We start from the raw sequence: 24481 nt of genomic DNA, 5'->3' as shown, positions 1-24481 counted from the left end.
GGTGATTTCGGAGATGACTGAAAGAAGCGCGATCGTACACGTGTCCCAGGCAGCACAAAGGGCCGCCCCCGTCACGGGGGCGGCCCTCAGCTGTGGAGACCTCAGTCGTTGCCGTTGCCCGGCGACGGCGTCGTCTTCTGGATCTGCAGCAGGAACTCGGCGTTCGACTTCGTCTGCTTCATCTTGTCGAGCAGCAGCTCGATCGCCTGCTGCTGGTCGAGCGCGTGCAGCACGCGACGCAGCTTCCAGGTGATGGCGAGCTCGTCGCTGCCGAGCAGGAGCTCTTCCTTGCGGGTGCCGGACGCGTCGACGTCCACCGCCGGGAAGACACGCTTGTCGGCGAGCTTCCGGTCGAGCTTGAGCTCGGCGTTGCCGGTGCCCTTGAACTCCTCGAAGATGACCTCGTCCATGCGGGACCCGGTGTCGACGAGCGCGGTCGCGAGGATGGTCAGCGAGCCGCCGTCCTCGATGTTGCGCGCGGCACCGAAGAAGCGCTTGGGCGGGTACAGCGCGGTCGAGTCGACACCACCGGACAGGATGCGGCCGGAGGCCGGGGCGGCGAGGTTGTACGCACGGCCCAGACGCGTGATCGAGTCCAGCAGTACGACGACGTCGTGGCCCAGCTCCACCAGACGCTTGGCGCGCTCGATGGCGAGCTCGGCGACCGTGGTGTGGTCCTCGGCCGGACGGTCGAAGGTCGAGGAGATGACCTCGCCCTTGACCGACCGCTGCATGTCGGTGACCTCTTCCGGACGCTCGTCGACCAGGACGACCATCAGGTGGCACTCGGGGTTGTTGTGCGTGATCGCGTTGGCGATCGCCTGCATGATCATGGTCTTGCCGGTCTTCGGCGGGGCCACGATCAGACCGCGCTGGCCCTTACCGATCGGCGCGACGAGGTCGATGATGCGGGTGGTCAGCACGCCCGGGTCGGTCTCCAGACGGAGCCGGTCCTGCGGGTAAAGGGGCGTCAGCTTGTTGAACTCCGGTCGCCCGCGCCCGGAGTCGGGGGCCATGCCGTTGGTCGAGTCCAGGCGCACGAGCGCGTTGAACTTCTCGCGGCGCTCGCCGTCCTTGGGCTGACGGACCGCACCCGTGACGTGGTCGCCCTTGCGCAGGCCGTTCTTGCGGACCTGGGCGAGGGAGACGTACACGTCGTTGGGACCCGGGAGGTAGCCCGACGTACGGATGAAGGCGTAGTTGTCGAGGATGTCCAGGATGCCCGCGACGGGGATCAGGACGTCGTCGTCGGCGACCTGCGGCTCGGCGATCTCGTCGCGGCCACGACGGCCACGACGGTCCCGGTAGCGGCCGCGGCGGCCGCGGCGGCTGCCGTCGAAGTCGTCGTCGTCCTGCGGCCCGTTGTCCCGCTGCTGGCGGTCCTGGCGGTCCTGCCGGCCGCCGCCCTGCTGCTGGCGGTCGGGGCGGTCACGGTCGGGGCGGTCACGGTCAGGGCGGTCACGGTCCTGGCGGTCCGGACGCTGCTGGCCGCCACCCTGGCCGCTCTGCTGCTCGTCACCCTTGCCACCGCGGCGGTCGCGGTCACGGCCGCCACGGTCGCGCTCGCGCCGGTCACGGCGGCCCTGACGGCCGTCGGCACCGTCGGCGGTGTCGCCCTTGGCGTCGCCCTGCGCCTCGGCCTTCGGCTCGTTCTGCGCCTCGGCAGCGACCGTCTCGGGGCTGCCGGCCTCGGCGGTGGCACGGCGGCGGCGACGCTCAGCGGGGGCGTCGTCTCCCCCACGCTCGGCTTCGCTCGCGCGGGACGGGCCCCCAGCGGGCTGGCCGGGGATCTCGATCTGCTGCTGGGCCACGGCCTTCTCGGCGGCGGCCTTCTTCTCGGCCGGGGCGGCGTCCTCGCCGGTACGGGCCTTGGAAGTGGTCCGGCGCTTCGGCTTGGTCTCGGCGGCGGCCTCGTCGGCCTTGGCCGGGGCACCCCCGGCCTGCGCCTCCTTGATGACCTCGATCAGCTGGCTCTTGCGCATCCGCGCGGTGCCCCTGATACCGAGGCCGGACGCGACCTGCTGCAGCTCGGCCAGCACCATGCCCTCGAGGCCGGTACCGCGGCGCCGCCGGGAGCCTGCACCGGAGGCAGGCGCGGCTGAGGCGTCCGTGGCGGGCGCGGCAGCGGTCTCCTCGACACGTGCGCCCATCAGATCGGTGGTGTCGCTCACGAAGGGTCCTTCCCTGGAGCGGACGTCGGCCTGTCTGGCTCGGCGACCGGTTGTGCTGTCCGGCTTTGGTCCTTGCTGTGTGGACCGTGCCGGGGCGGTGGTCCGCCAAAGCGGCGGAAGACATATCTGGTGATGACGATTCCGGAGCCGTGGCACTGAATTTCGGTGTCATCGGCTCGGTCACGCCGGTTCCGGAGCGTGCTCAACACTGCTCAGCGCATAGCACCCAATGCACATGCATGGCACAAAGCAGTTTGGGAGGCTCCCGGAAGAATGGTTGTCCCGGACGGGGACGCGAAGCACCTCGCCATGGTGGGGTCGGGTGCAGACTTGAGGTTAACACTACCGGATCCAACAAACATTCCCCCTCTCCAAATCCGGCAACCGTGCACGTTCAATTGACCCCGACAGGTGCGAGCGGCAGCACGCTCGCCCCCTCGGCGTCGAGGTCCAGCCGGTTGGCGGCCCAGCCCTGACCTGCGAGATCGGCGACCTTGTCGGCCGAAGCCCGGTCCGCAAGGGCGAGGACTGTGGGGCCCGCTCCGGAGATCACCGCGGGGATGCCGTCGGCGCGCAGGCGCTCCACGAGGGCGGCGCTCTCCGGCATGGCCGGGGCGCGGTACTCCTGGTGCAGCCGGTCCTCGGTGGCGGGCAGCAGCAGCTCGGGGCGCCGGGTCAGTGCCTCGACGAGCAGTGCGGCGCGGCCCGCGTTGGCGGCGGCGTCGACGTGCGGCACGGTGCGCGGCAGCAGTCCGCGCGCGGTCTCGGTGAGGACCGGCTTCCCGGGTACGAAAACCACCGGAACGATGGAATCGGCGGGATCCATCCTGATCGCCCGCGCGGCGCCGGACTCCATCCAGGAGAGCGTGAAACCACCGAGCAGACAGGCCGCGACGTTGTCGGGGTGTCCCTCGATCTCGGTGGCGAGCTCCAGGAGCGCGGTGTCGTCGAGCTTGCTGTCACCGCCTATGGTCACGGCGCGGGCGGCGACGATGCCGGCGCAGATGGCGGCCGAGGAGGAGCCGAGGCCCCGTCCGTGCGGGATGCGGTTGGCGCAGACGATCTCGAGGCCGCGCGGCTGTCCGCCCAGCAGATCGAAGGCGGTGCGCAGGGAACGTACGAGGAGATGACTCTCGTCACGCGGCAGCGTCTCGCTGCCCTCCCCCGCGATGTCGATGTGCAGCCCTGAGTCGGCCACCCGGACGACCACGTCGTCGTACAGACCCAGTGACAGGCCGAGGGCGTCGAAGCCCGGGCCGAGGTTGGCACTGGTGGCGGGGACGCGCACCCGTACGGCGGCGGCGCGGAATGCTGGACCGGCCATCGCTCGATGACTCTCCTTGAGCTGCGTGATGTGCGAGATTTTTCGATGAACTGCGATGAACTTCGATGAACTGCGATTCGGTGAACTTCGATACGTACGAAGACCCGGAGGCCGCAGGGACGGCGCGGCACCGCGGCATATGCGGCGGGCGGGTTCGGTACAGCCTATCGAAGGAAGGTTCTGTGGCGACATAGGGCGCACAGGAGGCGCACGATGCGTGTCGTAAGCCCCCTGTGCACCCCCTGTCGGACTGCGGTAGGGGTGGCCCCGGCGGCGGACGTTTTCCGCCCGCTTCTGGCGGTTTCCGTTCGCCTTCGGCGAGGAGTTGCCTCATCTGGCGGGTTTACGCCAGGCGGCTTCCCGCCAGACCGGGACCGTACGCCGCTGACGTCGGCCCCGGTGCTGATGGGTGGCCCTACGCCAGACCGAGCCGCTCCGCCGCCGTCGCCGCGTCGACCGGGACCGTGACCGGCTGCGGGGCGCCCGCGACGGCCCAGTCGGGGTCCTTGAGGCCGTTTCCGGTGACCGTGCAGACGATCCTCTGTCCCGGGTCCACCTTGCCCTGCTCGGCGGCCTTCAGCAGACCGGCGACGGACGCGGCGGACGCGGGCTCGACGAAGACACCCTCCTGCGCGGCCAACAGCCGGTAGGCGCGCAGGATCTCACGGTCCGTCACCTCGTCGATGAAACCGCCCGACTCGTCCCGCGCGGCCAGCGCGAACTTCCACGAGGCCGGGTTGCCGATCCGGATCGCGGTGGCGATGGTCGACGGGTCCTTGACCACCTCGCCGCGCACGATCGGCGCGGAGCCGGACGCCTGGAAGCCCCACATGCGGGGTGTCCGCTTGGCGATGCCGTCGGCGGCGTACTCCGTGTACCCCTTCCAGTACGCGGTGATGTTGCCCGCGTTGCCCACCGGCAGGACGTGGATGTCGGGCGCGTCGCCCAGCATGTCCACGATCTCGAAGGCGGCCGTCTTCTGGCCCTCGATCCGCACCGGGTTGACCGAATTGACCAGCGACACCGGGTAGTTGTCGGCCAGGTCGCGCGCGAGGGTGAGGCAGTCGTCGAAGTTGCCGTCGACCTGGAGGATCTTGGCGCCGTGCACGAGGGCCTGGCCCATCTTGCCGATCGCGATCTTGCCCTGGGGGACGAGTACGGCACAGACCATCCCGGCGCGTACGGCATAGGCGGCGGCGGAGGCCGACGTATTGCCGGTGGACGCGCAGATGACGGCCTTGGCGCCCTCTTCCTTCGCCCGCGTGATCGCCATGGTCATACCGCGGTCCTTGAAGGACCCGGTCGGGTTGGCGCCCTCCACCTTGAGGTGGACCTCGCAGCCCGTGCGCTCGGAGAGCACCTGCGCGGGCACGAGCGGCGTACCGCCCTCACGGAGCGTCACGACCTGCGTGCTGTCGGATACCGGCAGCCGGTCCCGGTACTCCTCGATGATTCCGCGCCACTGGTGGGTCATTGCTGGTTACTCTCCTTCAACCCGCATGATGCTGGCGACACCCCGCACGGTGTCGAGGCTGCGCAGCGCCTCGACGGTCCCGTTCAAGGACGCGTCGGACGCACGGTGGGTGACGACGACGAGAGAGGCCTCGCCGTCCTTCCCCTGCTGGCGCACGGTATCGATCGAGACACCGTGCTCGGCGAAGACGGTGGCCACCTGGGCGAGAACACCCGGTTTGTCGGCCACGTCGAGGCTGATGTGGTAGCGCGTGACGACCTCGCCCATGGACGAGACGGGCAGCTGGGTGTACGCGGAGTCGCCGGGCCCGGTCGCACCGCTGAGCTTGTTGCGGCAGACGGCGACGAGGTCACCGAGGACGGCGGAGGCGGTCGGCGCGCCGCCCGCGCCCGGCCCGTAGAACATGAGCTGCCCGGCGGCGTCCGACTCGACGAACACGGCGTTGTACGCGCCGCGCACGGAGGCGAGGGGGTGGCTCAGCGGAATCATGGCGGGATGCACGCGCGCCGTCACGGATCCCCCGTCGGCGGCCCGCTCGCAGATGGCGAGCAGCTTGATGGTGCAGCCCATCTCCTTCGCCGAGGCGAAGTCGGCGGCGGTGACTTCGGCCATGCCCTCGCGGTAGACGTCGTCGAGGCGCACGCGCGTGTGGAAGGCGATTCCGGCGAGGATGGCGGCCTTGGCCGCGGCGTCGAAGCCCTCGACGTCGGCGGTCGGGTCGGCCTCGGCGTACCCGAGCGCGGTGGCCTCGTCGAGGGCCTCCTGATATCCGGCGCCCGTGGAGTCCATCTTGTCGAGGATGAAGTTGGTGGTCCCGTTGACGATGCCCATCACGCGGTTGATCTTGTCGCCGGCGAGGGACTCGCGCAGCGGCCGGATCAGCGGGATGGCACCGGCGACGGCGGCCTCGTAATAGAGGTCCCTGCCCTGCTCCTCGGCGACGGCGTGCAGCGCGGCCCCGTCCTGGGCGAGCAGCGCCTTGTTGGCGGAGACCACGGAGGCGCCGTGCTCGAAGGCGGTGGTGATGAGCGTACGGGCGGGCTCGATACCGCCGATGACCTCGACGACGACGTCGATGTCCCCGCGTTTGACGAGCGCGGTGGCGTCGGTGGTGACGAGGCCGGGATCGATGCCCTCCCTGACCTTGGAGGGCCGCCGGACCGCGACGCCCGCCAGCTCCACCGGCGCCCCGATCCTGGCGGCGAGGTCGTCGGCGTGCGTCGTCATGATGCGCGCCACCTCTGAGCCGACAACCCCACAGCCCAGCAGCGCCACCTTCAGCGGACGCGTACGCATCATCCGACCTCGTTTCCTCATACCGTCTTCGTGGGACCAGTCTCACTCACCGGACGGGAGTTTCTATCCCTCGTCCGGATCGTGAGACGTCTATTTCATTTTTCTGGCAGGTGGACGCAGGAGATCTTTCTCCCCTCGTCCGGCATCGCGTGCGTCATCCGACGTCGAGGCGCAGCAGGTCCTCCTCCGTCTCGCGCCGGACGATCACCCGGGCCTCGCCGTCGTTCACGGCGACGACCGGCGGGCGCAGTGCGTGGTTGTAGTTGCTGGCCATGGACCGGCAGTAGGCACCGGTCGCGGGGACGGCGATGAGGTCACCGGGCGCGAGGTCGGCCGGCAGGAAGGCGTCCTTCACGACGATGTCACCGCTCTCGCAGTGCTTGCCGACGACGCGGACGAGCATCGGCTCGGCGTCGGAGGTACGCGAGACAAGGGCCACGCTGTACTCGGCGTCGTACAGAGCCGTCCGAATGTTGTCGGACATGCCCCCGTCCACGGAGACGTACGTCCGCAGTCCCTCCAGCGGCTTGATGGTGCCGACCTCATAGAGGGTGAAGGCGGTCGGGCCGACGATGGCGCGCCCGGGCTCCACGGAAATCCGAGGCGTCCGCAACTTCGCGGCCTCGCACTCCCTCGTCACGATCTCGCCCAGCGCCTTGGCGATCTCGTGCGGCTCTCGGGGGTCGTCCTCGCTGGTGTACGCGATGCCGAGGCCGCCGCCGAGGTCGATCTCCGGCAGCTCGACGCCGTGCTCGTCGCGGACTGCGGCAAGGAGCGACACGACCCGTCGCGCGGCGACCTCGAAGCCGGCCATGTCGAAGATCTGCGACCCGATGTGCGAGTGAATCCCGACGAGTTCGAGCCCGTCGAGGGTGAGCGCCCGCCGTACGGCCTCTGCGGCCTGCCCGTCGGCGAGCGCGATCCCGAACTTCTGGTCCTCGTGCGCGGTGGCGATGAACTCGTGGGTGTGCGCCTCCACGCCGACCGTCACCCGGATCTGCACGCGCTGCCGCTTGCCGAGGGACTGGGCGATATGGGCGACGCGCACGATCTCCTGGAAGGAGTCGAGGACGATCCGCCCGACACCGGCCTCGACAGCCGTACGGATCTCACCCTCGGACTTGTTGTTGCCATGGAAGGCGATGCGGTCGGCGGGCATACCGGCGGAGAGCGCGGTGGCGAGCTCACCACCGGAGCAGACATCGAGATTGAGGCCCTCCTCGTGCAGCCAGCGCACGACGGCCCGCGACAGGAACGCCTTCCCGGCGTAGAAGACATCCGCGTCGTGCCCGAAGGCCGTACGCCAGGCACGCGCCCGCGCCCGGAAGTCGGCCTCGTCGAGGAAATAGGCGGGAGTGCCGAACTCCTCGGCGAGCCGGGTGACTTCGATCCCACCGACGCTGACGACACCGTCGCTCGTACGGGTCACGGTCTGGGCCCAGACCTTCGGGTCGAGGGCGTTGAGGTCGGCGGGCGGGGCGCTGTAGTGGCCCTCGGGGAGGACGTCGGCGTGACGGGGCCCGGCGGGGTGTGCGGAACGGCTCATTCTTCTCTCACAGATAGTCAGGGGCACTGATGCCGAGCAGGGACAGGCCGCCGGCCAGCACCGTCCCGGCGGCTTCGGCGAGCGCGAGCCGGGCGCGGTGGGCGGCCGAGGGTTTCTCGTCGCCGAGCGGCAGCACGCCGTGCAGGAAGGCGAGAAGGGCGTCGGCGACGACGACGAGGTGCCGGGCGAGCCGGTCGGGCGTGCGGTGAGTCGCGGCGAGGCGCAGGACATGGGGGTATTCGGCGAGGGCGCCAAGCAGCTCCCCCTCCTCCTGGCATACGTCACCGGGGTCACTGACGTACCCCAGCGCCGCGGCGTTGCGACTGAGGGCCCGGGTGCGGGCGTAGGCGTACCGCACCCGGAAGAGCGGGTTGCTCTCGCGCTGGACGAGGTGGTCGGCGCTGATCCGGGGCCGGTCGTGGGGCGCGGGGTGGAGCAGGGCCCAGCGGGCGGCGTCGGGGCCTAGGGGGGCGGGGTCTTCGAGGGCGGGGGTGGGGCGGAGGGTTAGGGGGGCGGGGGGGAGGGTTACGGGGGCGGGTGCCTTGGCCGGGTCTTGCGGGGCCGGTACCGGCCGGAGGGTGGCGGGTCGCGCCTCGGCCGGGTCTTCCGGTGCCGGTACCGGCCGGGGGGTGGCGGGTCGCGCCTCGGCCGGGTCTTCCGGTGCCGGTACCGGCCGGGGGGTGGCGGGTCGCGCCTCGGCTGGGTCTTGCGGGGCCGGTACCGGCCGGAGGGTGGCGGGTCCGGCGTGCGGCCGCTCGGGCGGGGCCTTTGACGCCGGTACCGGCCTGGGGGTCGCGGGTCGCGCCTCGGCCGAGTTCTGCGGCACCGGTACCGGCGTCATCGGCCTGGCGTGCCGCAGCTCGGCCCGATCCTCCGGGGGGCCGGCGTGCCGCACCTCGGCGCGACCGCCCTGGGTGGCGACGATGCGTACGAGGGTGTCGGCGACGACCTCGGCACGAATGTCGTACGGCACACACAGCTCGACGACCTGCCCGGCGAGAGCGTCACCGTGCCCGTAGCCCGCGCCCCGCTCCAGGATGTCCCGCACCAGGGCGGCGGACGCCCCGCCTCCGAGGCTGATGTTCAAAAACCCGGGCCCGGTGATCGCCACCTCGGCCACCCCGGCCGCGCCGCTGAGATGCGGCCGCAGGATCTCGGCCACCTGCAGGGGCGGCCGCCCGGCCGCCCGCGCCAGCTGAAGAGCGATGTTCGTGGCGTAATCCCCACAGCCACCGGGCCCCGGCACCGTAACCACGGCCCGCGCCGGCACCGCGACACTCAGCTCCCCCTCATCGACAGCACGACGCACCGCGCGCAGCACGGTACGGGAGAGCTCGACGGGGGTCACGGGACCAGCGTAGGGGAGGAGGGGGGTGGGTAGGCGACTCGGTTTCGGGGAGGGTCCGGGATGTGGACGGGGGTGGAGGGTGACCGGCCGGCGCCGGTTGCTGGCGGGGCCGGCGCACTCGGCGTCATGGCTGGCGCGTCCGGCACGTCCGGCGCGCTCAGCGTCAGCGACTGGCGGCGGGCGCGGTCGACGTCAGCGTCGGGCACGGTCGGCGTCGGTGACTAACGGCGTCCGGCGCGCTCGGCGTCAGTGACCGCCACGTCCGGCACGCTCGGTTTCATCAAGCCCTCCGCCTGCCCCTGCGCCCGCCCCTGCCCCGAAGGCACCCTCGAACGACGGCGAGCCGCCGTCACCACCCCCCGGACCACTTTCCCGCTCCCGCCCCCGCTCCGACCCCCGCCGCTCCATCAACTGCCGCACGAGCCGCACGAGTTCGGCAGGCTCGAACGGCTTGGCGAGAAAGGCGTCGACACCCACGTCCAGCCCGCTCTCGACCTCGTACTGGGTGCACGCGCTCACGATGGCGAGGGGAAGATTCCGCGTCCGGGGGTCAGCACGCAGTCGAGCGGCGGTGCGCAACCCGTCGAGCCGGGGCATGACGACATCGAGGGTCACCACATCGGGCCGCACCTGATGGACGACGTCCAGACACTCGGCACCGTCGGCCGCGGTCACCACCTCGAGACCCTCCAGTTCGAGGTTGACCCTGATCAGCTGCCGGATGACCTTGTTGTCGTCCACAACAAGCACCCGACCGGACGCGCCTGGCACAACTCGAGAGTAGGTCCGCGCCCACCACCCCGTCCGGGTTTTCCCCACTTCCACCCCGCGCGAGACCCCCGCCGCCCGCCCCCACGCCCACCAAAACCTGTGGCAATCACCCCCGAAAGAGCTGGTAGGGTTCTACCCGTCGCCGCACACACCGCGCCCGACACGCCCCCGTAGCTCAGGGGATAGAGCAACGGCCTCCGGAGCCGTGTGCGCAGGTTCGAATCCTGCCGGGGGCACTCGCCGATAACCAGCACAGATCATGCGCTGACCAGGGCGAATGCCATGAATGAAGAGCCGGACTCAGTCCCACTGAGTCCGGCTCTTTGTCGTTGCTACGTACTGATCGCGATAGAGCTGCGATAGGGCAGCGCCCGGGGGGTCACCACCAGTTGGGCGGGGAGTCCAGTCGTTCGAGGTCAAGCTGGTAGGCGTTTCGCAACCGCATGAAGTCGTAGAAGTCACCCTGCGGCTCCCGCTTTACGACGAGCAAGCTGCGGGCCTCCAGCTCCTTGCGGGCCTTCGTCCAGGTGTCGGGAGACAGGCCGTAACGCTGACGTCTGGTCGTTGGGATGTACCTCGCCTCGGAGTGCCCTCCCAGCACTTCGATGAGTGCAAGCAGGACGGCTGTCGCCGTCGGCGACAAGCACAGAAGCCACCCATGAATCCAGAACCCCAGCGGCACCCCAACGTATCGCTTCCCGTCCCCCCTCGGCTGGCTGTACTCCTTGCCGTCCCCAGTTGCGCTTAGCAACGTGATCGCAGACGGGCGGCCCCACTGTGCCTCAAGACGAATGAACCCGTTGTCGCCCAGCCACTTCAAGTTGCTGGCAACCCTTCGCGGTCCCTTCTGCGGATCCAAGGCAAGCATCCGCGTCCAGCCATGCGGGCTTGGCGGCGTCCTCAAGTCGTATGGCTTTCCCGTGGCCATCATCGTGATGCACATATACAGCTTCAGCCGCACTTCACCGCCGCGCCCGCCCTGGATCAACCTGGCGAGCGGAGGTTCCTGCTTCTCCCCCTCAGCAGCTATGACGAAGGCCGGCGGGAACGGAACACGCCCAGTCCTCTTCACCTTGTCGGCCGCACTCTTCAGCAGGCGGACCGCCTCGGCACGCTGCTCGCCGCTCGACACGACTTTTACCTTCCTGCAGGAGAACCCGGGATCCGGGAGTACTCAGCTATACAAGGGAGTTCATGGCTCTTCTACAGATTCCGCCACGACAGTAGGGGCACGACTGTAAGAGCGGCATCACGCTACAGCACAAACGTAGATGTCCACTGCACTGCCGTATCCTTTCCCCTTCAGGAAGGTAAATCAGGCCTTTTGACCTGCGGTTTTCCCCCTGCCAGCATCGGTGGCGCGGTCGAGGACAGGCTGGCTACAGTCCTCGACGCGGCCATGAGTCCATCGGTGAGGGGATTGATACACGTTGTCCAACAATGATCAAGCGCTGCGAAGCCTGTGGGCAGCGGTCATCATGCTCGGCGCGCTGGTCGCTGCGATGCTCTGCACGGCCGCTCTCTGGATGACCGGAGCACCTGTCTACGCCTCGCTGGCGTCAGGGGGCGCGGCCTTCATCGGCGCGGCAACTCTTGGCTTCACGCTCAGGAAGTTCATGACTGAGTAAGGGCCGGGCCGGCCGCGCTACCCGAATCCGAAGCGGGGCAAGAATTCCTGGGGGCGGGTACGGGTGATACCCGCCCCGCCCACGGCTCACGAATCCGCGGAACCGTCCTGCGGCCAGTCCAGCTCTCGCTCGATCTTCCTGTTCATCACCTCTTCCTGACCGTAGATGCATCCCTCGTAAACGCGGTGAATCACTTCGGGCGAGTTGCCGACCCTCCGAGCGACCTCAGCAACGGGCACGCCGGCATTCAGCCACGTAGTGATGCAGGTATGCCGCAGGTCGTACGGCCGCCCCCCGAGGATGGACGCCTGAAGGTCCGGCGAGAGCGCGTACTCCCGAGCGTCCCGCCACACGCGCCAATAGGTGCTACTGCCCACGAGACCGCCCCGTTCGTTCGTGAAGAGCCGCCCGTCCTTGGCTGTGCCGAACTCCTTCAGGTGGGCGCGGAGCATGGCCACGAGCGGCGGGGGGATCGGGACTGGCCGGTCTTCCTTGGCCTCCCTCGACTTCAGGCCGCGCTTGTCGTGGCGCTCTCCGCTGTCTGTCCACTGCTTGCCCGACACGGGGTGCGTGTCGTGCAGCGTCAGAACGCCCCACCCCTTCTCCGGGAGGAAGCAATCAGCCTTGCTGAGGCCCACTGCCTCACTCGGGCGGAGTCCCGCGAAGTACATGACCGCGAAGAAGCCCACAAGGCGCCGGCCCTTCTTGCGGTCCCACGTTCCAACGTATGAGACAGAGGCGAGGAGTTGAGCAGCCTGCATCTTGTTCACGAGCACACGGGGATCCACACGGTCCGATGAGGAGCTCTTCACCTTCTTGAGGGCCACGAGTGGGTTCTCCGTCAGAAGCTTGCGCTCGATAGCGTATTCAACCGCCGTGTTAAGCGCACGCCGCCTGCGGCGGGAGGTCTCCCCCGCCGCAGGCGTGCCGTCCAACTTGAAGGAGATCCGATACTGAACATCGCGAAGGATCTTCGGGTTTTCCAGCGAGGAGACAAGAAGCGACTTCTTGGAAATCCACCAGTAGGCGCCTTCAATTTCCTCGGGCGGGTCAAGTTCGGCGTTCCTGGGAATCACCGCCCATCGGAAGGCGAGACGCAACTCTTCCGGTGGCGGCATTTTCTCTTCCTGCTCCACCAGAGCCAGCGTCACCGCGGCGAGCCCGTCGGCGATGCCCTCACGGGTCTTGGCCGCGGCGGTTGGCCAACGCATCGCCATGTACTCACGGCAGAACGCGAACCAGGGAAGTTCCTCCCGGACTTGCTTCGCGGCGGTCTCGACCCGCACCTCGGATTCAGGCAGTCCGTCGGTGATGCGGAATGCCTCGCCACGGCGCATTGCCTGCCAAAGTTCAGATCTACGACTCTCCGCGAGAGCCACCGTGGCGAATGTGGCACTACTGACCTTTCCTCCAACTTTCCAACGGAGCTGGTAGGGACGTGTGTTGCTCTGCGCCTTGGACACCTTCCACAGACGCACGTCGAGCGAAAACCCGTCCGGGGCCGAGCCGTTGTTCTGCTCGGCCCCACTGTCGGTTTCCTGCGTCACGCGCTCTCCTCCAGCGTCTGGAGCCACCGGCTCAGTTCGGATCGCCGGATTCGCACCGCGCCGTTCGGGAGCTTGATGGACTTCGGGCCCTTCTTGTACTGCCGCCAGCGGTAGAACGTCGCTCGCGGTACGCCTATCTCTTCGATCACTTCGGGGATGGTCAGCATCTCGTCGCGGGGCTTGGCCACGACTCCTCCTCGGGCGAGAGAGTCAAGGGAAGGTGGTGGGACCAGCCGAGAGCCGCCACAGAAACCACGAAATACACAGAAACCCGGGATCTGCGGGTTGACCTGCGGCGATGCCGCGCGGTGGGTGCTGCCACAGAAATCGCCCGAGGTTCCACAGAAATAGGTGCCCGGACCGGCGGGGCCGGGGCCGGTCTATTTCTGTGGCTTCTCGGCAAGTTTCTGTGGCAGTGCACCGGGAGCCCCTGACGTGACGGTCTGCGCAGGTCAGGGGCTCGCCGGTTTGTTTCTGTGGTTCTGTGGTTTCTGTGGGCGGTCTCAGGCGGTCGGGTGGGTCAGGCGGGGATGGACCAGGTAGCGAGGGGAAGGTGGCCGGCCGCGGCCTCCGCTGCGGGCCACAGGTTGGGCGCGCACGTATCCGTGGTCTTCCAACAGGCTCAGCACCGGGTCCAGGTCCGCAGCGGTGGCGAACTCGGACCGCGAGAGCTTGACCATCAAGTCGCGCTTGCTGACCTCGCTCCACTTGTGGGTGCGCAGTGTTTCCAGCACGGTGCGTGCCCGTTCGGTGGTGGGGTCGGCGCCCATCTGGTCGAATGCGGCCAGTCCATGGCTGGTGAAGTAGTCGGCTAGCGCGATCGCGTCACGCATGGTCGCTTCTGCCACCGGGATGGTGTGCCCCTTGGTGAGGTGCTGCGCGAGGTGGAGCAGCGCGGCGATGCGCGCAGTGGCGCCGGCGAGTTTCCCGGCCCAGTCCGCGATGTGGCCCAGCGAGCCGCCGCGTGCGGCCAACTTGGGTTCCACTCGCTCCTGGAAGGCGAGCAGGGCGGCATCGGCCTCGGGGGTGAGCTGGACGACGGCGGGGTCGGTCCACTCCGCGAGGAACACGGTCAGGTCGATGACGTGGCGCCGGTAGGTGTCTTTGACCTGGTCCGGGATCGGGTCGGGGCTGAGCCTGCGGCGGCCGACCAGCGATTCGGGTACGGAGTAGAGGAACCTGCCGAGCAGGCCGCGGCCCTTGAAGCCCTCCTGTCGTCCGATCTCGTCCAACACCTGCGGTTGAACGCACAAGCCCATGGTGAGCGCGGGGTGTTCGATGTACTCCTTCCGCGTCTGACGGTCCACCCTCAGCCGGTCTCCGGCGTGGCCTTTGAGGAAGACACCCATGTTGGGCTTGCCCGAGTAGCGGCCGGCGATGATGTCGAAGATGTCACCCTCGGCGGACATGACCGCGATTCGGCCGCCCTGCTCCGACATACGCGAAGTGACCGTCTCGGCGGTCGCGTCGTCGGCGAGCAACTGCGGTTCGGCCGGCACGGTGACGGTCTCCGCGGTCTGCGCGAGCGCGATGGCCGTGGACACGAGGTCGTCGCGCTCGTCCGCGCTCGCGGATGCTGCCTTGGCCGCGGCCTTGTCGGCTGCTTCCTTGGCAAGACGTGCGGTCATCTGGGCTTCCACGATGGCCGGTTGCTGCACGGTGCGGAGCTGTGCCTCCGCGTCGTACAGCGGGTCGGTCAGCAGGGCGAACACGGCGGACTTCCGGTTCGCTGGCGGAAGCGCGACAACCACGAACAGGTTGGTCGGCTCTCGCCAGTGCCCGCGCACCTGCACCACCGCCCTGCCGCCCGCCGCCGTGGCGAGCACCGACAGCGCGATGCAGCCAGCGAGGTCGACGGGTGTCTGTGTCTCCTCGGCAACCGCAGCCACGAACTCCCGCAGCCACCCCGGGAGGGAGGCAATGGGGAACGGGGTGAGCTGGCGGGGTCCGGCGAGGGGAACGGGGTCCTCCCACACGGAGGCGGGAGGGTCGTCGAGAACGGGCAGTCCGGCCCACAGGTCGGGACTGTCCACAGGCTGTGTGGTCATGAGGCTGCCCTCCCTTCGGTGGGGTGGCCGGTCTGCGGGTCAGAGCCAAGAGCAGTGCGGACGCCTTCGGCGACGTCCTTTCGGCCGCCTACGGCGCTCCGTGGTGCCGCTTGTGTGGCGTTCTGAGGCTCTTTCCGAGAGTTGTGGGGCTTGTAGGTCATGCGGCACCCCTCTCGGTCGCCCTCAGACCGTTGGTGACCGCGCGGCGGGCATAGGGCTCGGGGACTCCCACGGAGACGGCTGCGGCAACGATCTGCCAACCGAGGGCGTCCAGTTCGCAGGGTCCGGGGCACTGCGCGTGCTGGACGGCCAGGAAGCGGGCCACGCCGAACGCTTGTGATCCGGCGCCGGATTCGGTGTGGCTGCGGACTAGGGCGAGACCGCGTTCAAGGCCGGCGCGTACGTAGCCCTCGGTGTGCCTGCATCCGGTGCCGACGGTCCGGTCCCAGTCGACGCGCTCGGGGACGGAAGAGACCACCCTCCCCGGGGCGGGGGTGGTCTCTTTCTTCACGACTAGGGCGCGGACGGCCGTCGGCAGGTTCGCCATGCGGCCGGTGCCGGCACCGAGCCACCGGGCGTAGACCATGAGCGACTTGACGTCCACACCAGGCCGGACCCCGTTGGACGACCGCATGGCGCCCCGGTAGAGCCAATGCTCCCCGCGCGTCGTCAGCACGGTTCGGGTGGCTGGCAGGTTCTCGCGTGCCCATTCGACGGCCGCCGCGCTGTCGAGGTCTACGACGGTCAGCCCCATTCCTCCGGGGTGATAGCCGATGGCAGCGGCCTGCCGCCATGCGGGGGCCCACGCTCCGGAGGTGATGACGCGAGTGTCAGTGGTGGCTGCGGCCCACGCGTGGCACGTGTCGGGGCAGTGGCAGGGGCCCGCAACCTTCATGTTTGGCCGTCCGCCGCAGGCATTCTTGGCACACGTGCGGCAGTTCCCGAATGGCACCTTGCCCTGCCGCAGCGGCAGCACGGGCACTCCGGCCGCCGCCAACTCCAACGCAGTGCGCAGGTGGTCATCGTCCAGGTGGTTCGTGGCGCGGGGGCGCGAGGTCATTCGGTCAGGTGTCATGCTGAAGGTCTCCTGTTTCTGTCGAAGGGACGGAGAACCGGGGCGGTCGCGGTCTTTGGCGAGAGGCGACCGCCCCAGCCACAGCTACTGCTCGGCGGCGAGCGAGTGCGCGTACTGCTGGCGGACGTAGGTGCGCGGTTCGCAGAACGGGCCCGGCTGGTCCATGTCCAGCAGGAACACGGCCGCCGCGTCGGCGGCCGCGGTGGCATCGCCGTACGGGATGTCGGGCTCGTCCAAGAGCGCGATGCGGTCCAGCAGGGCTGCCTTGCGCAGGTAGAAGTCACGCCCCAGCTCGGTGAAGCACTCGGTGGCGGCGAGGGTGCGTGCCGCCCAGCCGATCTCGCTGTTGATGCTGGGGGCGTTGGCGTACGCCTGCTCGGCGGTGAGCGAGGACTTGGCCGGCTCGGCGTCGGTGGGCTTGGACTCGGCGCGGGCGTAGAGGCGGTTCCGCTTGCGGTCGCGGGTGGGGTAGACGCTCACGGTGCCGACCGTGAAGGTGCGGTCCAGCGCGGCGACGATCGGTTCGGTTTCGGCGGGGTCGCAGATGACACGGATCTCGAACACGGTTCTCCCATCGGGGTGTTCAGCCGTTGAAGTGGTTGCGCTTGAAGACGGCCTTGCGGATGTGGAAGGTGTTGCCACCGCGGTGGCCGCTCGCGCTGAAGACCTGCACGGCGATCCAGCCGCCGAAGATGACGGCGGCGAGAATGATGAGCTGGTGAATCAGCGCGGCGAGCGCGGCGATGAACGTGGTCAGCAGGAACAGCCCGCCGCACACGGCGCCGAACCCGACGCCTCCGAGGGCGATGTTCACCGCCGTACGCGAGACGGCCGGCTTGGTGGCGACCGGTTCGGGCTTGGCGGGCTCGATGGCGTAGCCGGTGACGACGCGGCCGTCCGGCAAGACGACGCTCGCCACGGCCGCGATGCTGCCGGCCTGCACGACCGCGAGCGGCGCCGTGCGGGCGGCGGGGGTGATGGGGGTGGGGACGTGGACTTCCACGGCCGCGGGCGAGTGCCTGTTGCGGCCGTGGGTGGTGGGTTCGTTCACGGGCTGTCTCCCTAGTTCCCGAGGGCGGACAGGGCGTCGGCGGACGCCTGCACGAGGTTGTGGATGGGCTCGTACGCGCCGGTCCCGGCGGCGAAGAACCCGAAGAGGAAGAGCACGATGGCCGAACCGCCCCCGGCGGACTTGGTCTTGACGGCGAGGGCGGACGCGGCACCGAACAGCAGGACGGCGGAGATGCTGAGGATCACGGGGACACTCGCTTTCGGGCGAGGTGGATGGGTGGATACGCTCCACAGGCCCCGGGTGCTGGCAAGTTCGGGGCATTGACCGGCGACCGCGCCCACCTAGCTCCTGCTCGGAGCGGGGTCCGTCTCATGGCGGGCGGTCGTCTGTCTTCTCCTCAGCCGGTGCCGGAGCGGTAGATGCGGGCCCAGCGGTTGTAGAGCCAGCGGCCGACGCGTATGCGCTTGCCGGTGGCCTTGCAGCGGCGGCAGTCCTTGCCGCGCTTCTGGCGGCCCTTGCGGTCGGTCTTCATCTGGAAGCCCCAGCCGTTGCACTTGCGGCAGTTGCCGAACGGCGAGGCAGCACACACCGCGACGTAACACAGCGTTACGCCGAGCAGGAGTGTGATAGCGAGCAGGGCAGGGGTCATGACGGGCCCTCCGGGGCGGTTTTCAGGGTTTCCGCAGGTGGGCCGCTATGCGCTAGCGACCTGATCAGGGCTGGTTTGGGGCGCTAAGCGAGCCGCTAACGCTAGCGGGGGGTGCCGCTAGCGCTAGCGGCCCGCAGCGGTCAGCCCGCGTCCCGCTTTCCGTCACGCTCCGCCATCGCTGCGGTGATGTGGGAGCGGTCGACACCGCGCCGGTTGACGACCTTGCCGTCCACCCGGCGGCCCACCTGGATCGTGGACAGACCCCGCGGCTTCAGCGCTGCGGCGAGGGTCTCGGGCTCCCATCCGTCGTAGACCTCGGGGCGCAGTTCGGCGAGCCGTGCGACGACGGTCTCGGACCACACCTTGGTCTCCTTGACGGGGATCACGGCGAGGATGTCGGCGAGCAGGTCGTACGCGCTCGCCACGGTCTCCGGCTCTTCCCCGAGCGCGTGCCCGGACAGCAGTCCGGCCTTCTCGCGCGCCGTGCGGGCACGGGCGGCGATGCTGTCGGCACCGGGTCCGTCGACGTAGACCGAGCCGACGATCCGGGCATCGGAGCCTTCACCGATGAAGTAGTGAATGCCCTTGTCACCCCAGCTGAACATGGTCGCCCGCACGCCCCGCTTGTAGGCGGACGTACCGAGGACCATGTCGTTCTCCAGCTGGCCCATGACCTTCAGGCACCAGCGGGCCGACGCGTTCGCGGAAATCCCGGTGGGCAGCGCCTTCGCGTCCGGCCGCTGCGTGGCGAGCAGGAGCACGATGCCGGTGGCCGGACCGCGCTTGACCAGGTCAGTTGCGATCTCCTCGAACTCGTCCTTGTGCTTGGGGTGCTCGAACAGCACCTGGCACTCGTCCACCCCGATCACGATGGGGTGCAGGCCCAGCGAGCGCTTGTCGGCGAGTTCGCTGGTCACCTTCGACTCCGGGCAGATGTCCCGCGGAAGCGAGCGGATCACCTTGGTACGCCGGCGCAGTTCCTCGCGCAGCGCCCGGAAGTCGTTGAGCGCGTACTCGATGGCGTCGTCATCGTCGCCCGCGGCGTGCCGGTGCGAGACGGCGTTGCCGACCGGGTCCAGGTCGCCGGTGCCCTTCATGTCGTAGGTGTGCAGTTCCGCCCGCGGGTCCAGCGCGGCGATGAGCAGGAGCAGGCGGAGCAGGAAAGTCTTGCCCATGCGCGGGATGGCGCCGATGATGCCCGCGATGTACATCAGGGTGACTTCAACCCAGCGTCCGCGCTGGTCGGTGCCGTAGGCGACGGGCTTGAACAGGTTGACCGAACCACCGGTCAGCAACGGCCACTTGGGCTTGCGGGAGGTCGACATGTCCTGATCGCCGACCCACAGCACCAGGTGCCCGGTGTGCTCGCTCGGCACTGCCTCGGGCCATACGCAGCCCAGCGGCCGGCGCAGACCGGAGGCGAGCCGGTCGCGCCGCTCGATGACGTCCGTGACCGTGACGCCGTAGGGGAGGTTTCCCTCCGCACGCCATCCGGGACCGTCGCGGGTGATGGGGGCGGTGAACTCGAACCCGTCGCGGCCCTTGCCCTGTGCCTGGTTGATGGCGGGGATGCCGAGCGAGCCGAGCGCGCGCAGCACGATGTCACTGGTGAGCTTGACGGCCTTGGGGAGCTCCACTGCGCGGTGGATGACCGGGTCGTCCGCCTTGCGGCCGGCGGCCCCGAGCGCCATGACGACCGCACCGACCGACAGGGCCTGAAGCCAGTCGGGGGCGAGGACGTAGATGGCGAGCGCGGAGCCGAGCCCGATGAACATCGCGAGCACCGCGACCAGCGTCCGGAGTCGGACGCGTCCGTCGCGCTGCCTTGAGAGCTTCAGGTACTCGGCTGCGTCCTCGCGCCGGACCGCGGCGAGTCGGACCGGTTCGCCCTCGCGGTCGGCCATCCACCGCATGGTGGCGCCCACGAACTTCGCGGCACCGGACGGCGCCTGAAGCGTGAGCCGGGCGGCGTAGACCGGAGAGCGAAGCGCGTGGTAGCCGACGGAGTGGGCGTAGTGGCGGGCCACCCATCCGGTGGCGGTCTTCAGTTCCGCAACTGACTTCAGCCACAGCGGAACGACCGGACGGCGCTGAGCGGCGAGCAGCCGACCGAGGTAGCCCGGACCGGTCGCCTTGGCGGTCGGAAGGTCGACCAACCGGCGGGCGGTCGGATCGCCCGACTCGTCATCCGACCGACCGTTGTTGGGGTCGGCCGACGGGTCGGAGTCGGGTCGGGCGGTCGGGTCGGCCGACTCGCTGCGGGCCGACCGTGCCTTGTCGAGGTCGACTACCTCGCCGCCGGAGTCGGCGGCCATGTCGGCTTCGAGGCGGTGGAAGAGTTCATTCTCACCGTCGGGGTGCTTCACTGAAGGTTCCTTCCAATGGGAGGCAGGGCGGGGTCCGGCCGACGCTGTAGGTGGTGGGCGGACGGACCCCGCACGGCAGTGCTACGGGGGGTGGCATGGGGAAATCTGAGGTCACGACGCGGCAGTGCGAGTGGTGCGGCAAGCCGGTACAGCAGCCAGAAAGCCGCTGGCGAAGGCGGCGTTTTTGCAGCAAGGAACACCGCCGCAGGAACCGCATCATGGAGGCTGTCTGGGAGTTCCTGGACATCTGGTAGGTCAAGCGGCGCGCTGTTCCTCGGGGTAGGCGCAGGGCACGCACATGCCGAGCGAGGTGGGGATGACGTATCCCGCATCCGTGCGGCAGACCGCGCAGGTACGGCGGGCGCGCATCGCTTTGGCGAGCGCGGCCCGCTTGCCGGGCGTCATCGGCCGCACGGGCTTGGCGCGGTCGATGCGGTAGAGGTAGGCGACCAGCGGACCGCGCCGGTAGCGCGGGCGCAGCACCTGCGCCGCGATCGGCTGACCGCCCGGGCGTAAGCCGCGGGCGCGCAGTTGGCGGCGCGTGGCGAGCCCGTCGGGGGCGTGGCGCCACGGGTAGGTGGGGATGCCGTACTGGCTGCCGGTCGGGTCGTAGCACTTGCCGAATGCCGCGGGCATCAGGCGGCCTCAGCCTCGGACTCCTCGCCCTCCGCGTCGTCGACGAACTGCAGCGGGCGGCCCTCGGCGCGCTCGGACTTCAACGCGTCGCGCAGCGTGCGGGCGTTGGTTGCCGAGCAGTGCACTTCGGTGCGGATGCGGTCCGCAGTCAACTCGACGTCCGACCACTGTCCGGTGACCGCGCGCGCCTCGGTCAGCAGCTCCTCGAAGGTGCGCTGTGCCTTGACCTTTCCCTTGGCAGGGGTCCGGCGGCGCGGACGCGGCTTGGCGTCGGCCGGGGGCGCCGGCGTGTCCACCGGGGGCGGGGCGAGGGTGGTCTCTTCGGTGGCGGGGGCAAGGTCGCCCATGCGCAGCATCACGCGTTCGCGGCGCGGGGTCTTGGACCGCCACTTGCGGCCGTACTGCTCGCGCAGATCCGCGCGAGCCAACTGCCGCTCCTTCTCCCGCGCCAATGCCTCGCTGTAGGAGGTGACTTCCCACAGCGTCATGCGGCGCCACAGCGCGAAGGTGGAGGGGAAGGCGAGCAGCCAGCGGGAGAACCGGATCTTCTCCATACGGCGGCCGGTGGCTGCGCCGATGCGCACGGCGTAGATGTGCGCGCCGATCTCGGAAAAGACCACCCACAGCAGCGGCATGGTGCCGTGCGCGACCTTGGCCGACAGGGAGTGTCCGGCCGCGATGTTCAACCCGCACGTGATCAGCGTGAGCGCCCAGGGCACGAACCGCACCCACGCGAGCGCCATATCCATGCGGATCAGCAGCAGGTTGGCGACGGTGAACACCGGGATGGCCACGTCGATACCGACCGGCAGCATCCACGGCGAGGCAAAGCCCCAACTCGCCGCGGCAGCAGAGACCGCGTCGAAGGAGGAGATCAGTCCCAGCGCACCGACCGCGGCGGCGGCGAGCGCGCCGATTCCGGCGAGTCCCAGTTCCGGGCGGGTCAGCGGCGGCACTCCGGACGCGGGTGTCTCGGGGGTGGTGGTCATGCTGCTGCCTCCATCCGGCTGGACGTGCCGGGGCGACCGGCGCGGCGGTTGTTGACGGTCCCTGCCTGTACGAGAGGAACATGTATTACGTGTTCCTCATCTTGCAGAGGGAGGTTCGCCCCGTCAAGCCCTTCGGCTGATGGAGGTCTGCGAGACCCTCGCGCTCGATGTACCTACAGACTGGCGTCGGCAGCCACGACGTTCGACTTCGCGGTTGCGCGGCTCAAGTCGTTCTTAGCTACCGTGAAGTCGAACCAAGTCGTCCCAGGAAGTCGGAGGTTGGCATGGCGAACGAGCGACTGCGCGGCGCGATAGTGGACTTGGGACTGACGCTCGATGAGGTCGCCGAACGACTCGGGGTCGCGGCCAAGACGGTTGAGCGATGGATCAACGAACCTGAGCGCAAGCCATACCGCCGCTTCCAGTTCGCAACAGCATCGCTGTTGAGGTGCGAGGTGTCGTACCTGTGGCCCGACGAGCGCACGTCAGCTGAGGTCGCGGCCGCTGGCAACGCGGAGTTGGTCAGGCTCTATCCGCACCGGTCCGTCGTGATGCAAAACCTCTGGACGAACCTCTACTCCAAGGCGACCCGTCAGTTTGACCTGTTGGTGTACTCCGGGTTCTGGCTCACGGAAGACGCGTCGTTCCACCGCATCGTGAAAGAGAAGTCAGCCGACGGAGTGCCCATCCGCTTCATCCTGGGAGAGCCCACGTCGCCGGCCGTGGCGGTGCGCGGCGAGGACGAAGGGATCGGCGGGGCGATGGCAGGCAAGATCCGGAACGCCCTCATCAACTACGGCCCGCTCTTCGGTCTCCCCGGGGTGGAGTTCCGGTTGCACAGTACGACCCTCTACAACTCCATCTACCGGGCCTATGACGAGATGCTGGCCAACGGGCACCTCTACGGCGTCGGCGCCTACATGGCCCCCGTGCTGCACCTGCAACGCGTGCCCGGCGGTGAACTCTTCGACGCCTACGCTGAGAGCGTTGAGAAGGTCTGGGAATCAGCCCGCCCGATCTCTTCACCTGCCGATTGGGAAGGCACTGCCTGATGAGCCGCATCGACTACTTCCGCGACCCGAACGCTCCTCACGCCAACTCGGTGGTGCCCTCGGTCACCGCGGTCGTCCGAGACGACGCGGGGCGGTTGCTGCTCATCCACAAGACGGACAACGATCTGTGGGCACTGCCCGGCGGTGGCCACGACATCGGCGAGCTCATCGGTGACACCGTCGTCCGTGAGGTCGCGGAAGAGACCGGCATTGACGTTGAGGTAGACAACATCGTGGGGCTCTACACCGACCCTGAACACGTGCTGGCGTACGACGACGGAGAGGTCCGGCAACAGTTCTCCATCTGCTTCCGAGCCCACCCCATAGGGGGTTCCTTGCGTACGAGCAGCGAGTCAAAAGAGGTCCGCTGGGTTGACCCAGCGGACCTTGACGGACTGGCCATCCATCCGTCGATGATGCTGCGCATCCGCCACGGTCTCGACGACTCGCGGCGAGAGCCCTACATCGGCTGATCCTCGGCAGAGACCTGCGCCAACCGGCCCTCAACACGCTTCGCCGCTGCGTGGATCTCGGGGGCCGCACGCTGAATGAACCGCCCGACGATCGTGTCCGGACCGTACCGCTGCACGATCTCGTCCAGCCGCTCGGCCGACGTGGTCTGCGTCCCGTCGGGTGTCGTCGTCATGTCGCAGTACAGCAGGGCGTCGACCAGGTCCGGACGCTCTAGCTCGAACTCCCCCTCTAGCTCATCCCTCAGTCCGCGCTCCTCGGCTTCCAGCAGGGCGCAGGAGTGGTGAGCCACGAGACGAACGACCCGCTCATCTGCCTTTTCCTGGTCTCGGAGGAACCGCGCACCGTCCAGCGGGTGAAAGCCGGTGGTCGCGATCGCCGGCGCGTACCCGATGTCATGCAGCACCGCGGCAGCTTCCAGCGACTCAACATCATCGCCCATGATCGGGGCCAAGGAGCGAGCCCGCTTGGCAACCCCCAACGAGTGCGCCCACCGACGCGGGAGCGGATCGGATAGCAACGATTCAGAGAGCGAGTACGCCCACTCAGTCAGTCCCATGGCGGCCAAGACTACGGCCCGGCGGTGCGGGTCGGGAGAGCGCGCACGGTTCGCCCCTTGCCGTGAACGGTGGCGAGCAGGCCGTTTCCCTCCATCTGGGCAAGGACACGTCGCACCGCGGTCCGGGACGCAGCGAACCGCTCGCAAAGCTTGGCTTCAGACGGGTACGTGTCGCCCACTGAGAGCGAGTCTTCTGCGATCAAGTCAGTCATACGCTCGCCGAGGGAACGCCGATCGCCGCCTCGGGCGACGCGCCATCCGATACCTGGGGCCGACTCAACAACACCATCGGCTTCCAATACCTTCAGGGCACGCCGGATGGTGTTACGGGCGACTCCATGAGAGCGCATGAGAGCAGCTTCCGACGGCAAAGTGTCGCGGACGTCACCCGAGTCGATCTGCCGGAGCAGTGATTCAGAGACTTGCAAGTACGTACCCCGCGGATTGGCCTGTGGCACGCGCCTTCTCCTTCTCCCTCACCTACGGTTTCCCGTGCTTCTATCGAGCTTCCTGATGTGG

Annotated in this window: 24 protein-coding genes and 1 tRNA gene; 4 read left to right on the top strand and 21 right to left on the bottom strand. The window is 68.8% G+C overall.

Translation table 11 applies throughout. The features are described 5' to 3' along the window. Positions 1–101 precede the first annotated feature (101 nt). The 7 genes from rho to AB0D27_RS02220 form a co-directional block, all read right to left on the bottom strand. On the bottom strand, positions 102–2171 hold the full coding sequence (gene rho / locus AB0D27_RS02250; RefSeq protein ID WP_362501095.1) for a transcription termination factor Rho: 2070 nt from the start codon (positions 2169–2171) through the stop codon (positions 102–104). 394 nt (positions 2172–2565) lie between these two features. Beyond that, positions 2566–3495 carry a homoserine kinase gene (gene thrB / locus AB0D27_RS02245; protein WP_362501093.1) on the bottom strand — a complete coding sequence of 310 codons (930 nt, stop codon included), beginning with the start codon at positions 3493–3495 and terminating at the stop codon, positions 2566–2568. A 415-nt stretch (positions 3496–3910) separates the two neighbouring features. Continuing rightward, positions 3911–4969 (bottom strand): threonine synthase, encoded by a 1059-nt coding sequence (gene thrC / locus AB0D27_RS02240; RefSeq protein WP_362501091.1) that lies wholly within the window; start codon positions 4967–4969, stop codon positions 3911–3913. Positions 4970–4975: 6 nt separating this feature from the next. Beyond that, complete coding sequence (locus AB0D27_RS02235) at positions 4976–6268, bottom strand: homoserine dehydrogenase (RefSeq protein ID WP_362501089.1); 1293 nt, start codon at positions 6266–6268, stop codon at positions 4976–4978. Positions 6269–6419: 151 nt separating this feature from the next. Then, positions 6420–7811 (bottom strand): diaminopimelate decarboxylase, encoded by a 1392-nt coding sequence (lysA, locus tag AB0D27_RS02230; RefSeq protein WP_362501087.1) that lies wholly within the window; start codon positions 7809–7811, stop codon positions 6420–6422. Positions 7812–7818: 7 nt separating this feature from the next. Next, entirely contained in the window at positions 7819–9159 is a 1341-nt protein-coding gene (nrtL, locus tag AB0D27_RS02225; RefSeq protein WP_362501085.1) for an ArgS-related anticodon-binding protein NrtL, read from the bottom strand. A gap of 246 nt (positions 9160–9405) precedes the next feature. Continuing rightward, the gene (locus AB0D27_RS02220) at positions 9406–9909 is read right to left on the bottom strand and encodes a response regulator (RefSeq protein WP_362501411.1); all 504 of its coding nucleotides are present in this window, start codon (positions 9907–9909) and stop codon (positions 9406–9408) included. Positions 9910–10094: 185 nt separating this feature from the next. On the opposite strand from AB0D27_RS02220, the gene AB0D27_RS02215 reads away from it, so the two are divergent. Then, positions 10095–10166: transfer RNA gene (locus tag AB0D27_RS02215), tRNA-Arg, on the top strand. A gap of 143 nt (positions 10167–10309) precedes the next feature. Here AB0D27_RS02215 and AB0D27_RS02210 read toward each other — a convergent pair. Continuing rightward, the gene (locus AB0D27_RS02210) at positions 10310–11062 is read right to left on the bottom strand and encodes a hypothetical protein (RefSeq protein ID WP_362501083.1); all 753 of its coding nucleotides are present in this window, start codon (positions 11060–11062) and stop codon (positions 10310–10312) included. A 298-nt stretch (positions 11063–11360) separates the two neighbouring features. Between AB0D27_RS02210 and AB0D27_RS02205 the strand changes: the two genes are divergently transcribed. After that, positions 11361–11558, top strand: coding sequence for a hypothetical protein (locus tag AB0D27_RS02205; RefSeq protein WP_362501081.1), 198 nt, complete (start codon positions 11361–11363; stop codon positions 11556–11558). An 86-nt stretch (positions 11559–11644) separates the two neighbouring features. Here the strand turns inward: AB0D27_RS02205 and AB0D27_RS02200 are convergent, their stop codons facing one another. From AB0D27_RS02200 to AB0D27_RS02150, 11 genes are all read right to left on the bottom strand, one after another. Then, positions 11645–13105, bottom strand: a complete 1461-nt coding sequence (locus AB0D27_RS02200) for a tyrosine-type recombinase/integrase (protein ID WP_362501079.1) — start codon at positions 13103–13105, stop codon at positions 11645–11647. After that, positions 13102–13293 (bottom strand): helix-turn-helix domain-containing protein, encoded by a 192-nt coding sequence (locus AB0D27_RS02195; protein WP_101400676.1) that lies wholly within the window; start codon positions 13291–13293, stop codon positions 13102–13104. The genes AB0D27_RS02200 and AB0D27_RS02195 overlap by 4 nt, the downstream gene beginning before the upstream one ends. 315 nt (positions 13294–13608) lie before the next feature. Continuing rightward, positions 13609–15153 (bottom strand): YfjI family protein, encoded by a 1545-nt coding sequence (locus AB0D27_RS02190; protein WP_362501076.1) that lies wholly within the window; start codon positions 15151–15153, stop codon positions 13609–13611. A 157-nt stretch (positions 15154–15310) separates the two neighbouring features. Next, complete coding sequence (locus AB0D27_RS02185) at positions 15311–16228, bottom strand: bifunctional DNA primase/polymerase (protein ID WP_362501074.1); 918 nt, start codon at positions 16226–16228, stop codon at positions 15311–15313. Between the two features lie 84 nt (positions 16229–16312). Beyond that, entirely contained in the window at positions 16313–16792 is a 480-nt protein-coding gene (locus AB0D27_RS02180) for a hypothetical protein (protein ID WP_362501072.1), read from the bottom strand. Positions 16793–16811: 19 nt separating this feature from the next. Continuing rightward, on the bottom strand, positions 16812–17279 hold the full coding sequence (locus AB0D27_RS02175) for a hypothetical protein (protein ID WP_362501070.1): 468 nt from the start codon (positions 17277–17279) through the stop codon (positions 16812–16814). 11 nt (positions 17280–17290) lie between these two features. Then, on the bottom strand, positions 17291–17485 hold the full coding sequence (locus tag AB0D27_RS02170) for a hypothetical protein (RefSeq protein WP_037717778.1): 195 nt from the start codon (positions 17483–17485) through the stop codon (positions 17291–17293). Positions 17486–17637: 152 nt separating this feature from the next. Continuing rightward, positions 17638–17889 (bottom strand): hypothetical protein, encoded by a 252-nt coding sequence (locus tag AB0D27_RS02165; protein WP_280911340.1) that lies wholly within the window; start codon positions 17887–17889, stop codon positions 17638–17640. Positions 17890–18029: 140 nt separating this feature from the next. After that, positions 18030–20255 (bottom strand): cell division protein FtsK, encoded by a 2226-nt coding sequence (locus AB0D27_RS02160; RefSeq protein ID WP_362501067.1) that lies wholly within the window; start codon positions 20253–20255, stop codon positions 18030–18032. A gap of 255 nt (positions 20256–20510) precedes the next feature. Continuing rightward, positions 20511–20891, bottom strand: coding sequence for an RRQRL motif-containing zinc-binding protein (locus tag AB0D27_RS02155; RefSeq protein WP_362501065.1), 381 nt, complete (start codon positions 20889–20891; stop codon positions 20511–20513). Then, positions 20891–21880: a DUF2637 domain-containing protein gene (locus AB0D27_RS02150; RefSeq protein WP_362501063.1), complete on the bottom strand. Its 990-nt coding sequence runs from the start codon at positions 21878–21880 to the stop codon at positions 20891–20893. The genes AB0D27_RS02155 and AB0D27_RS02150 overlap by 1 nt, the downstream gene beginning before the upstream one ends. A gap of 284 nt (positions 21881–22164) precedes the next feature. Between AB0D27_RS02150 and AB0D27_RS02145 the strand changes: the two genes are divergently transcribed. Beyond that, positions 22165–22932 (top strand): helix-turn-helix transcriptional regulator, encoded by a 768-nt coding sequence (locus tag AB0D27_RS02145; protein WP_362501061.1) that lies wholly within the window; start codon positions 22165–22167, stop codon positions 22930–22932. Continuing rightward, entirely contained in the window at positions 22932–23405 is a 474-nt protein-coding gene (locus tag AB0D27_RS02140; protein ID WP_362501059.1) for an NUDIX domain-containing protein, read from the top strand. Before AB0D27_RS02145 ends, AB0D27_RS02140 begins: the two co-directional genes overlap by 1 nt. Here the strand turns inward: AB0D27_RS02140 and AB0D27_RS02135 are convergent. After that, positions 23393–23962 (bottom strand): HD domain-containing protein, encoded by a 570-nt coding sequence (locus tag AB0D27_RS02135; protein WP_362501057.1) that lies wholly within the window; start codon positions 23960–23962, stop codon positions 23393–23395. The two genes, AB0D27_RS02140 and AB0D27_RS02135, sit on opposite strands and share 13 nt — an antisense overlap. 11 nt (positions 23963–23973) lie before the next feature. After that, complete coding sequence (locus AB0D27_RS02130) at positions 23974–24420, bottom strand: GntR family transcriptional regulator (RefSeq protein WP_362501055.1); 447 nt, start codon at positions 24418–24420, stop codon at positions 23974–23976. Positions 24421–24481: the final 61 nt, after the last annotated feature.

The organism is Streptomyces sp. NPDC048415 (assembly GCF_040651675.1).
Taxonomy (GTDB): domain Bacteria; phylum Actinomycetota; class Actinomycetes; order Streptomycetales; family Streptomycetaceae; genus Streptomyces.
This window is presented reverse-complemented; position numbering and strand designations above follow the sequence as displayed.